Source organism: Candidatus Leptofilum sp. (genome assembly GCF_965223525.1).
Taxonomy (GTDB): Bacteria; Chloroflexota; Anaerolineae; order Promineifilales; family Promineifilaceae; genus Leptofilum.
Window position 1 is genome coordinate 2,337,946 of the sequence record NZ_CBDCWX010000005.1, and the last position, 12,140, is coordinate 2,350,085.

Genomic DNA, 12,140 nt, shown 5'->3' on the forward strand with positions numbered 1-12,140 from the left:
TCGGTTTAATTTGACATAACAAAATGATGGATGTTGTCACCCGCCTAAAAAGTCAGCTTAATGCCCCCATCTTCCCTGGAGAAGAGGAGAAAACACGCCAGGCGTATTTAATCAATTTAATTGCCATAACAGGCGTGTTTTTGACGGGTCCTATTTGGGCGGTGCTGCCGTGGCTTTCAGAAGAAGGTAGCTTGAGCCAATTTTTATTTGCCGTTACGGCCGTTTTGCTCAGTCTAATCTTTGCTAAATTTGGCTTATTGCACCGAGGGCGGGTGCGGGAAGCTGGTTTTTTTCTTGTTGCTACGCTTTGGTTAATTCTTGCCATCATCACCTTGTGGGGCAATGAAGGATTGGCCGGAATCCCTTTCATCGGGGCCATTGCGCTAATTCCATTAATAGCAGGCTTTGTCAGTGGTGTACGGGCCAGTGTCATAATCACCGTGTTGAACTGGATTTTAGGCGGGGTGCTGGTTTGGCTGGAGATGACGACTGTTATCTCCACGAGCATAATGTACGAGCCGCCTGCGCGCTATTTGGCGCTCATGGTGATGTTTTCTGCGTTTCCGCTGTTGGTTTATTTGTGGCGACGCAACTTTAGTGAGGCAATTGAGCAGGTGCGGGTGGTGGAGCAGGCCCAGGCAGAAACGGCCGCTTACCGCCGACAAAATGAACTGCTGGAAGAAGCCGTCGCTGCGCGCACCAGTGCCCTGGAAGAGTCGCTGACCCGTGAACAGCACATGGCCGAAAAGCTAGCCCTGGCATTGGAATCTGAAACGGAACTGGGTGAGTTGCAATCCCGGATCATTACCGTCGTGTCACATGAGTTTCGCACGCCGCTTTCTGTCATTAGCAGCTCGGCGGAACTGCTGCAAAAATTTTATGATCGCTTGCCAGTTGAGCGCCGCCAGGCCGCCCACACGCGCATTCGAGATTCCGTTTTTTACCTGAATGATTTGTTGAAAGATGTCACGCTGGTTGATAAGGCGCAACGGGCCAGCATACGGCCGTCTTACCAAACCTTCACCTTTAGCAATTTGTGTCGGGCATTGACCCAGCAATTGCTAGGCGAGGTTTCTGATCCCGATCGTGTTCATTGCCACTTTGCTCACGGCATAGAAACACCCATCCAGACAGACATCAACTTGCTACAACAAATTTTGGCGAATCTCATCTCCAATGGGCTGAAATACTCAGAAGAAGCAGTTGCCGTGCATTTTTGGCTAGATAATTCGCACCTGTTTATTGAGGTTAAGGATGAGGGGATCGGGGTTCCCCGACATGAGCAAGCGCGTATTTTTGAGCTTTTTTACAGAGCCAGCAACGTAGAGCATCGGGAAGGTTTGGGTTTAGGCCTCTTTATTGTGCAGGCAATTTGCAAACTGTTGCAGGGTAGTGTGCACTTGTTCAGCGAGGGGCAGGAGACAACCTTTGAAGTACGGCTGCCCCTGCTGCCTCAGGTAGAAAGCATGGAGGAATAGCTGGTTTGTTACACCATTGCTGTCTTCAGGTTGGCAACGGCCGTTTCCTCAATCGCATGTATCTTTTCTAAATGGGTGGCCATATTTTCTCGAAACGCTATCACTTCTTGCTCGTTCAGCGGGAACGCTGTTTCTGACTGCTTCAACAGCGCTTTTTCTTCTTCCTTAAGCTGGGCGATTTGCTCAACGGCCGTACTTCCCTGGCTGTGCATCAAATCCCGTTGTTGCAACAAGATGTGGCGCATGCGTCCCAGCATTGGCACCTCGTCTGGCAAAACGGCCGTGCCAAACGCGTCCCACGCCGCACCGCTTTGCCGGAACTGTGCGGCCACCTCGTTAAGGGCTGGCTTGCCTAAAATCTGGCTTGCTTCCTCCAAAAATGCGGCAAAAACGTCCCGCTCCGCATAGCCCACATTGCCAAAACAGTTAATGCTGTCAAACACGCCCATCAGCCCAGCCAGCATTTTGCGCCCGGCGGGGAACTCCTTTGCCCAGCTAAGGCGGGTTTTGGGGCGGGTCAGCAGCTTGATCCAATGAGGGTAGGCGGCCAGGCCAAAATTATTTTTGGAGCCTTTGGGCGGTTTTTCGGTGTATAGTTTGATGCAATCCCAAATGCCTGCCTGCACAGCGCTGGGCAGCTTATCTGGCACCGGGGGTTCCAGGGTGAGAATGCGAAACTTATCCTTTTTTACGCGGGCGCGAGCCGTGTGCAGCGCCTCGGTGCTGATGGTGAGGGGGATAGGGGCGCGGTCAGCGATGTGGACGGTATCGGCCGTTTCATCGTAGCCATACACCAGGATGGGATACATGCCCCACATGCCTTCGTCGTAAGGCATGGCGTTGTAGGGCAGGCTGAAAAAGTCGGCCCAGACAATGGCGGGTTCGCCACTTTCTAGCGTGTCAATCAGGTTGGCAACGGCTTTTTTGGGGCTGCTGGTGTGGCGTCGGTGCTGCACCACGCCGAGGCGGGCTAGCATGGTATCTAGCGGGTCGAAGGTGTTGCGGGTGAGCAGGCGGCAGTAGGGATCATATCCTTCGTAGGCAAAAGAGAAGTAGCCCATCACCGCACCACCGCTGACGCCCATGAGCAATGCTTCGCTGTACGGCCGTCCCGTGTGCGGCGCTTTGGCTCCCGTGTAGGCTAAAAAGTTTGCTACGGTGCCGGTTTCCCAATGACGGCCGTTAAATTGATTGTAATTCTCTAAAATTGGCATAGTTTCCTCCAGATTTTTTTTGCGAGTTGTTTTTGGTGCGGTTGAATCTGGGAGGTAGTATACGGCCGTTTGCCCACCCATCGGCAAAAAAGAGACATACTATGCAGAAATCGGTAATCAGTGACCCGTAATCAGTTATCACGCCAACTGATTACCGAAAACGGACTTTAAGGCGAGAAAACGCCAGCGGGGTGGCAGCCAAGCTGCTGGTTGGCTGCACTGTCCTCTAATTCCTCCAGGTAATTGAACAGCGCGTCATCAGGCTGGTATCGTTTGGATTCTGCCCAGCCGCCAGCGACCAATTCTGCATTGACCAGCACCTCACCCACGTACACGTAGCGCAGCAGCCGATCAAATCGGTCGGTGTTGCTCACATCTGTCACCAGGCGGACGGTTTGCCCCTCCACGTAAGCGGCATTGGCAGCGGTGGCATCGCCAAAACAAGCTTCATCCCGCTCTGGGGTGTCTATGCCGATGTAGCGGACGCGGTAGGTACGGCCGTCTAGCAGCACATTGATTGTATCCCCGTCAATAACTTCCGTGACAACGGCCGTTTCGCTTAGTGCGTTGGTTAGCTGGGGTGCATCAGGAGCCAAAACATCGCCGCTGGCGGCGGGCGCTGGAAGCAGGTCGCAAGCGGCTAAAAGCAATGCCAGCAAAATCAGCCAGCACAGGTGGGAATTGTTGAAGTTTCGTTCTTTTTTCATGTTGCCACGATTATACAAGAGATTGAAGATTCGATGGCATAGGCAAATGCCAGCCGCCGTTCCCCAATTGCAACTCCTTTCGTGTACAATATTGTCATTCAACGAAAAGTTAATTCCCATCCACTGAGGAGCGTTATTATGACAGAAAAAAGCGAACAAGATGTTGTCATTGTTGGTGCAGCACGGACGCCCACCGGTAGATTTTCTGGCGGGCTGGTAAGCCAATCGGCTTCAGATTTGGGGGCAGTGGCGGTGGAAGCGGCCGTTTCCCGCTCTGGCATTGATCCCACCACTGTGTACGAAGTGATCATGGGGCAGGTGGTGCCAGCCGGCGCAGGCCAGGCTGCAGCACGGCACGCTGCGCTGGGCGGCGGATTGCCCAACAATGTTGGGGCAGTGGCCGTCAATAAAGCATGTGGCTCTGGCCTGAAATCCGTGATGATGGCTGCCAACGGCATTGCGGCTGGCGAAGCGGATGTGTTTGTGGCAGGTGGTATGGAGAGCATGTCCAACGCACCCTACCTGGTGCCGCGCGCCCGTCAGGGCTTGCGTTTTGGCCACGGCGAGCTGCAAGATGCCTTGCTGCGCGACGGTCTGTGGTGTGCCTTTGAAGATTGGGCCATGGGCAACGCGGCCGAATTTATTGCCAAGCAATACGAAGTGACCCGCGAAGAAATGGATGAATACGCTTACCACAGCCACGAAAAAGCGGCGGAGGCCACGGCAAACGGCCTTTTCCAAACCGAGATCGTCCCCATCGAAATAAAAAGCCGCAAAGGGAGCGCACTGGTAGACAAAGACGAACCGATCCGCGCCAGTTTTAGCAACGGCAGCTACGAGATGCAAACCAGCGTTGAGGGGTTAGCCAAGCTGCGCCCCGCCTTCGAGAAAGATGGCCAGGTGACGGCGGGTAACGCCCCTGGCCTGAATGATGGCGGTGCGGCCGTTGTTGTGACCAGCCGCGCCACAGCCGAACAACAAGGCACAATCCCGTTGGCCCGAATCGTTGGCTACACACACTTTGCCGTTGAGCCAAAATGGCTCTTTGCCGCCCCTGCCCGCGCCATTCCTCGTTTGCTGAACAAAATCGGCTGGGACATGGCAGATGTGGACCTGTTTGAGCTAAACGAAGCGTTTGCCGCCCAGGTGCTGGCCAATGGTGTAGAACTGGTGCAAAAAGGGTACGCCTGGGATTGGGAGAAGGTAAACGTCAACGGCGGCGCGATTGCTTTGGGGCATCCCATCGGGGCCAGCGGTGCGCGCATTTTGGTCACGCTCATCCATGCCTTGCAGCAGCGCAATCTTAAGCGCGGCGTTGCTTCACTCTGCCTGGGTGGCGGTGAAGCTGTGGCAATGGCGATTGAGCTAGAATAAAATAACGAATAACGACATCCCAAAGAGCATCTTCCGCAATCTGAAGATGCTCTTTTTTTGTATACTCACCGTAGCCGTGGCAAAAGATATATATAATGATTTTGTCTTCAGCAACTGGCGACAAACGGAGGTTTTATGAGCAGGTGGTGGCAAACTGGCATTATATACCAAATTTACCCCCGCAGTTTTCAAGATAGCAACGGGGATGGCGTGGGCGATTTGCCAGGAATCGAGCAGCGGCTGGGCTATTTGCGTGGTTTAGGCGTGGATGCGGTTTGGATTTCACCCATTTACCCCTCGCCGATGGCAGATTTTGGCTACGACGTAAGCGATTACACAGACATCCACCCTCTGTTTGGCACGATGGCTGACATGGATCGTCTCATCGTTGCAGCGCACGATCACAACCTCAGGCTCATTCTTGATTTTGTCCCTAACCATACCTCCAATGAACATCCCTGGTTTTTGGAATCGCGCAGTTCGCGTCACAATTCCAAGCGAGATTGGTACATCTGGCGCAACCCAGCTCCGGATGGCGGGATACCCAACAATTGGCAGAGCCGCTTTGGTGGCTCGGCTTGGACGTTCGATGAACAAACGAGCCAATATTATTTACACTCCTTTTTGGCGGAGCAGCCAGATGTGAATTGGCGCAATCCAGAACTGCGGGCGGCGATGCTGGACGTGCTGCGCTTTTGGTTTGATAAGGGGATCGATGGCTTCCGCATTGATGTGAGCTATCGCTCAATGAAAGATGCACAGTTCCGAGACAATCCACCTAATCCCAACTGGCGGGAAGGGATGGATCCGTCCAAGCAGGTCATTGAAAAATATACGCGCAACACGCCAGATATTGAGCATTTTAATCGCTGGCTGCGCCAAGTGTGTGATGAATACGACGATCGGGTGCTGATTGGGGAGATCAATTTGCCGCCGCATGAACTTGTGAAGCATTACGGCCGTTCCCAAGATGGCCTCCACTTACCCTTCAACTTCAACCTCATCTTTACGCCGTGGGAGGCAACGGCCGTTCGCCACCTGATCGAAACCTATGAAGCTGCACTGCCCGATGGCGCCTGGCCCAACTGGGTGCTGGGCAACCACGATCAGCATCGCATTGCCAGCCGGGTGGGGGCAGCCCAGGCGCGGGTAGCCATGATGCTTCTGCTGACGCTGCGCGGTACGCCCACCATGTATTACGGCGACGAATTGGGAATGCTCGATGGCGAAATTGCGCCAGGTCAGGTGCAAGACCCGTGGGAAAAGCGTGTACCGGGGCTGGGACTGGGGCGTGATCCAGAACGCACGCCAATGCCGTGGACATCTGCCCCGAATGCTGGTTTTTGCCCGCCAGATGCCACTCCCTGGCTGCCACTCAATCCAGATTCCACTGTGGTCAACGTGGCGAGCCAGCTAGATGATCCCAACGCGATGTTGGTGTTTACCCAAAAATTGATTCAGCTACGCCGCGAAACGACCGCACTCAACCGGGGCAGCTACCGCAGCTTGCCCGCCCCCGATGGCGTATTGGCATATGAACGTCGTCACGATGAGCAAGTTTATTGGGTTGCGTTGAATATGACGGGTGAATCCAGAATGTGGAATTTGCCAAAAGGTAGGGGAGAAATATCTGTTCTAATATCTACTCTTCAGTCAGGCTTATCAATCGAAATTGGAAAGAAAGAAGAGTTGTTATTGCAACCAAACGAGGGGGTTTTGATAGGAGCTATTTTTTGAGTTTCTAAATTGCAACAATTCATTTCATTAGTTGAAATCGACAGAGATGTGAGGCCTTGCGTTCTTTAAAACTATTGCTAATTCTTTTAATCTATTTCGCCTAGTACAATATGCTACTATCTCTCTTGCTTTATTTCCTTTACCTACACCTTCAAGGCTTTCATAATCGATATTCAATTCAAGGCAAATATCTCTTTGCTCAGATTCGTTAAAATATAAATCAAGTATTTTTCGCAATTCGAATTGAGTGGTTTCAGGATTGGGGTTCTTCATATCATCATTTTGTTTTGAAAGCGATGATGGAAGGTGTTCAGGAAATATTACTTTTTCTTCTCCAATTAGAAGAATGGTATTTTGCAATATTTCTCTCAGTTCTTGAACATTGTTATTTCTATAATCATAGATAGTAAGATAATTAATTACTTCAGGGGCAAGTTGAATCTGTGAGGTGAAATTATGGTCTTGAGATAAAATATTCAAGAAATGCCCTGCTAAAGCTGGAATATCCTCTTTTCGATATCTAAGTGGTGGGACATTAATCGTCAGATTTGCAAAATATAGAACGATTGGATGTCTAATATTTCTCTTTTCTAAGGCAATGGCCAAGTTGTCTTCTTCACTTGTGAAGGAAGCAATAACTCTTAAACCTGAATTTTTGAATAATGGCAAAAGTTCAATCAGGATTTTCTGACCTGAATCATCTAGGAAATTAATATTGTGTAAAAAAAATGTCCCTGTCTGATTTTTTGATTTGTATTTAATAATATTATTTTTGATTACATCTCGAAAATCAAACAATTTTGTGCAAGGAATTACTAGGAATCGGGAATTTTTGGGGTTATTCGAATGAATAGCTTTTGCTAATAACCGCTTCCCTGTCCCCTGTTCACCCCATATTAGAACAGGAAAATTTGATCTCACAGCCTTGGCCATTTGCTCAAAAACATTTTGCATTCTTAACGTATTTCCAATAATACTTTCTTGTCCACTCTGCAAATTTTTTGTTGAAACATCTTTTTTGGTATGCTTGATTTCTCTATCATTTGTGAGGTTTTTTATCGTCACCAATTTTTCGGTAGCCTGTATTGCTCGGCTAATACTAATTATAAATTTATCTGGAATAGGTGGTTTTTCTACGTAGTCAAATGCCCCTTGTTGCATAGCTCTAAACGCGTTTTCACGAGAGCCATAAGCAGTAATTACAATTACCTGAGTCCCTGGATTTAGCTCTTTTGTTTTTTGTAAAATATTAAACCCCCCATAGTCATCTCCAAATCCAAGCATTTTTAGATCAGTAACTACAACATCAAAAATATTATTTGTGAGCATTTCTATTGCCTGATGGAGAGTTCGTGCAGCGTATAGATTATAAGGTTCATCTTCAAGGTAAACCTGATAGAGCTCAAGCCAATCTCCATCATCTTCAACCAGTAGGACTTTAGAATTTTTTTTCATGTCAGGACACCTGTTTGGTTTATTGGCAACAGGACGGTAAAAGTTGCCCCTTTACCTAATTGACTTGAAGCAGAAATCCTGCCTCGATGTTTTTTTACAATTGTACTTATACTGTAAAGGCCGATCCCATAACCATTGGGCTTTGTTGTAAAACCTAATTTAAAAAGTTTTGATAAATTTTCATTTGATATGCCAACCCCAGTATCTTTAATTTCGACTAATATGAAGGTTTTAATTTGGGAGAGCCGAATTGTTAAAACACCTCCGTTTGGCATTGCATCTAAAGCATTCTTTATTAAATTCATAAAAATTTGCTTCATCTGAATTTCATCAGCTTCAATGTTACCAATGGTCAGATCAACATCCCAATTGATCCGAAAAAGTTGAGGAGGGATTTTCCGTTCTAATAATTCTAGGACCTCGTCAATAATGCTTGCCACGTTCACAGATGATAGTGATGGATTAGTTGATTCTCCAATCTCAATCATATTCCTGACAAGTAATTGAGAGTATGAACAGTTGTGAGTAATTTTTTTAAAAGCCTTTGATAATTTTAGGGAGTTGATCTGGGATAGGATTTCTTTAGCGGCAGAATCGACAAAGCTTAATTCATTATATAAATTTCGAGCAAAATTTAAGGTTATTCTCTTAAATTCCTTGGATATATATTCTTTGTTTTTTTCGGATATAGTAGATTTACGAAATTTATTAAGTTTTTCTTCAAGGTAAGTTAAATAATTGTCCAAAGTTTTATTATGTGTGTGGATAATGTAATCTTGAAGTTCTAAAAATTCCTGGCGAAAAGAGCGATTTCTTGGAAATGTCAATACCACTTTCGTTCCTCTCAAAATGGAGCTTCTATAAAAATTAATCTCGCCTAACTGTTGTTCGATCAATCTTTTTGCTACATAGAGTCCAAGGCCACAATGAGCAGGTTTTGTGCTGTATCCAATTCGAAAGTATTCTGGAGGACCCATTGAACCGCTGTCTTCAATTATTATACTTACATCTGTTTCATTTTTTGCTGAGGAAATAAATAGTTGACCTCCCTCTGGCATTTCCTCGAAAGCATTTGTTATTATGTTGAGAATTAATAGATCAAATACACGACTATCTGTTTGTAATTTAAGATAATAAGGAATACTAATTTTTATTTCTGCAGAAATGAACCGTGGTTTTATAAGATTGAGGGAAAATTCAATTGATTTTCGAATAGAAATTGTTTTTCTAGAATGTTGTTCATTGAAGCTAACTCCTAGAAAATTATCAATTAACCACTTGCAATAATATATTCGTTTCCATACACGAAGAATGTGTTTTTTTATATTTTCTGGGCTTGATGAAATTTCTTGGTCGTCAATAGAGTCAAGAATTGTGATTATTAAATTTATTGGACTTCGTAAATCATGAGCCATTCCTGCAGTAATTTGGGCCATCTGATCCACTAAATGTCCTTCAGTTAAACTATGAGAAAAAAGTTCAATTTTCTCTGTCAGTTTGAGAATGTTTAAAAAGGTTGTTTCAGCCTCAAGTCTTGTTAATTTAGATTGTATTTCAGTGGTTGATTTTTTTGGTCGGTAAAATAGTTTGGGAATTTTAGAGGTTGATTTTGCTGTTATAAAAGGTCGCTTATCATGGACCCGACGAATAGCTGCTACTACTTCATCGCCACCAAAAGGCTTCGTAAGGAAGTCCCTTGCCCCTGCCATCATCGCACGACGCAGATAGTTAGGATCACTTTGCACCGACATAATAATTATTTGGACTGTAGGAACTGATTCTGTGATCTGCTGGCTTGCCCCAATGCCATCAATACCCGGCATATTAATATCCATTAAGATAATGTCCGGCTGATGTTCTTTAGCCATTTGTACGGCTTCTTCCCCCGTACCCGCTTGGCCAATTACTTCAATGTCAGATTCAAATTGAAGGAGTTTTCTAACATTTTCCCTTGTTTCAGGGAGATCATCAACAATTATCACTCGAATATTTCCCGACATTTTTTTCTTAACCATCTTGGTTTTAGATTTCTCCAAGGAAAATTGCATTGAAGTAGCAACATTTGTAAGATAGATTTGCCTTTTATGACGGTTGCCAACTCATGATAAGTATGAGTAAATTAATGATATTGCCAAACCGTTTCTAGGAACAAAATTATCTTAATTGATAACCGTATGATAGCATCTATTAACTCTTTTATGAAAGGGAATTTTGGGGTTTACTTGTTAGCAAACTCTCATCCTCACTTATTCTTGGAGGCATTATGTCTGACCGCTGCTTTTTGGTTTTGGGAGGCGCTGGCCTGGTTGGGTCGCAAATTGTACGTACCGTGGCGCGGGCTATGGAGCCAAAAAAGATAGTCGTTGCCAGCCTGTTTCGTGGCGAAGTGCGCGAATTTTTATATGACGTCCGCAAAGAGTTCCCCCACATTGAGTTTGTTGGTGCGTGGGGAGATGTGTTTGTCCGGGATGAGTTCAATTTGGAGCGCCGCCGACGCTTGCTGCAAAGCAGACATCGCCGCGACATGCTGTATGATGATCTGTTTGGCGCATTAGAGGAAGCATACGGCCGTTCTGCCCTGGTGCAGCTCATCCAGCAGCATCAGCCAGACGTCATTGTCGATTGCATCAATACCGCCACAGCTATCAGCTACCAGGACGTGGAAAGCCTTAGCAAGCAAACGTACGATATTTTGCAGCAGCTTCGCCAAATTGTAGACCATCAGGATTTAGAAGGATTAGATGCACTGGGCAAAGCGCTGGAACAAAATGTGAGCACCTTGCTCATCTCCCAATCGGTGCCGCAGCTCATCCGCCATGTGCAGATGATTCACCGGGCCATGCGTGAAGCAGGTACGCGCCTCTACCTGAAGATTGGCACCACCGGCACGGGAGGGATGGGGCTAAACATTCCCTACACCCACAGCGAAGACCGCCCCTCTGCCAAGTTGATGAGCAAAACGGCCGTTGCCTTTGCCCACACCGGCCTACTATTTTTGATGGCGCGCACCCCCAACGGCCCGCTGGTAAAGGAGCTAAAGCCAGGCGCAATGATTGGGTATCGTCGGGTGGCTTACAAGTCGGTTCGGGTGCGAGGAATGCCCCAGTTTCGGTACGAGAGTCAAATGCAGCCGCTCCAGCCGCTAAACGGCCGTCTCACTCTACGTGGCGACGAGAACCAATACGATCGCATAGGAAAAATTCATATGGCCGGGGTAGATACGGGCGAAAATGGCTTTTTTGCCCGCGGCGAATTTGAAGCCATCACCCATATCAACCAAATGGAGTTTGTAACGCCCGAAGAAATCGCGCAGCAAGCACTGTTAGAAATCAAAGGCAGCAACACGGGCTACGATGTCATTGCTGGGGTAGACAGCAGCATCATCAACCCCAGCTTCCGCGCCGGAGTGCTGCGCCAAACCGCGTTAGACAAGCTAGCCCGCATCGAGGAAGAGACCAAGAGCCATAGCGTGGCGCTGGGCCAGCTTGGCCCGCCAGAGCTATCTAAATTACTTTACGAGGCACATCTGCTGCGGCTAAACTACCAAACGCTCCGCAACGTGCTAGACACACCTGCCAGCGAACTATCGGAGTCTCTTTACCATTTTATTACCGAGAATGAATTGTTGCGGACGCAAATTACCTCTATCGGAGTGCCTATCCTCACACCAGATGGCTGTCACCTCATTCGGGGGCCGCGCATCAACATACCTGAGAGCATTTATCATGAGGTTGAACTGACGCCACAAGCGATGAATGCCTGGGCGCAAAAGGGATGGGTGGATTTACGGCCGTCTAACTGCAAAACATGGCAAGAGCGGTTCGAGCGAATGCGCCGCACCCAGCACATGCTCCACACCCGCGGCACCTCCTCCGTTACCATGAAAACCTACCTGCCAGAAACCATCGAAATCGGCTCCGTCGTCGCCTGGCTCTTCAACAACGATTATAAAGGGCATCGCATCAAATAAAGGAGATTCCGCTTTCCTTGACAAGTTTGCCGCTGCGACGCCCTCGACTGCGGTCGCGCCTAAAGAAATTTGACAAGAAACAAACGTAGGCTATAACTAAGTGGGAGCAGGAATTATCCTCTTTATCACGCATCCCCATAGAAAAACCATGTCAGTAGTTGTTCGGTTTGCCGCCACACCATTTTCTGACGAGTGAGGAATTACC

8 protein-coding genes are annotated in these 12,140 nt (G+C 47.7%); 4 read left to right on the forward strand and 4 right to left on the reverse strand.

Annotated elements, in window-relative coordinates; genetic code table 11:
- The first annotated feature begins 23 nt into the window (after positions 1-23).
- Entirely contained in the window at positions 24-1,478 is a 1,455-nt protein-coding gene (locus ACOQPM_RS15705; protein WP_420630215.1) for a sensor histidine kinase, read from the forward strand.
- An 8-nt stretch (positions 1,479-1,486) separates the two neighbouring features.
- Here ACOQPM_RS15705 and ACOQPM_RS15710 read toward each other — a convergent pair whose 3' ends face one another.
- Positions 1,487-2,692: a BtrH N-terminal domain-containing protein gene (locus ACOQPM_RS15710; RefSeq protein ID WP_420630216.1), complete on the reverse strand. Its 1,206-nt coding sequence runs from the start codon at positions 2,690-2,692 to the stop codon at positions 1,487-1,489.
- A 167-nt stretch (positions 2,693-2,859) separates the two neighbouring features.
- A complete protein-coding gene (locus tag ACOQPM_RS15715) occupies positions 2,860-3,399 on the reverse strand; it encodes a thermonuclease family protein (protein WP_420630217.1) in 540 nt (179 codons plus the stop codon).
- Between the two features lie 138 nt (positions 3,400-3,537).
- Here ACOQPM_RS15715 and ACOQPM_RS15720 point away from each other — a divergent pair, with 138 nt between their 5' ends.
- Together ACOQPM_RS15720 and ACOQPM_RS15725 are read left to right on the forward strand one after the other, a co-directional pair.
- Positions 3,538-4,773: a thiolase family protein gene (locus ACOQPM_RS15720; protein ID WP_420630218.1), complete on the forward strand. Its 1,236-nt coding sequence runs from the start codon at positions 3,538-3,540 to the stop codon at positions 4,771-4,773.
- A gap of 135 nt (positions 4,774-4,908) precedes the next feature.
- The gene (locus tag ACOQPM_RS15725; RefSeq protein WP_420630219.1) at positions 4,909-6,510 is read left to right on the forward strand and encodes an alpha-amylase family glycosyl hydrolase; all 1,602 of its coding nucleotides are present in this window, start codon (positions 4,909-4,911) and stop codon (positions 6,508-6,510) included.
- Between the two features lie 27 nt (positions 6,511-6,537).
- Here ACOQPM_RS15725 and ACOQPM_RS15730 read toward each other — a convergent pair whose 3' ends face one another.
- Together ACOQPM_RS15730 and ACOQPM_RS15735 are read right to left on the reverse strand one after the other, a co-directional pair.
- Positions 6,538-7,965 (reverse strand): response regulator, encoded by a 1,428-nt coding sequence (locus ACOQPM_RS15730; protein WP_420630220.1) that lies wholly within the window; start codon positions 7,963-7,965, stop codon positions 6,538-6,540.
- Complete coding sequence (locus ACOQPM_RS15735; protein WP_420630221.1) at positions 7,962-9,980, reverse strand: ATP-binding protein; 2,019 nt, start codon at positions 9,978-9,980, stop codon at positions 7,962-7,964. Before ACOQPM_RS15735 ends, ACOQPM_RS15730 begins: the two co-directional genes overlap by 4 nt.
- Before the next feature lie 248 nt (positions 9,981-10,228).
- Between ACOQPM_RS15735 and ACOQPM_RS15740 the strand changes: the two genes are divergently transcribed.
- The gene (locus tag ACOQPM_RS15740; protein WP_420630222.1) at positions 10,229-11,935 is read left to right on the forward strand and encodes a hypothetical protein; all 1,707 of its coding nucleotides are present in this window, start codon (positions 10,229-10,231) and stop codon (positions 11,933-11,935) included.
- The last annotated feature ends 205 nt before the right edge of the window (positions 11,936-12,140 follow it).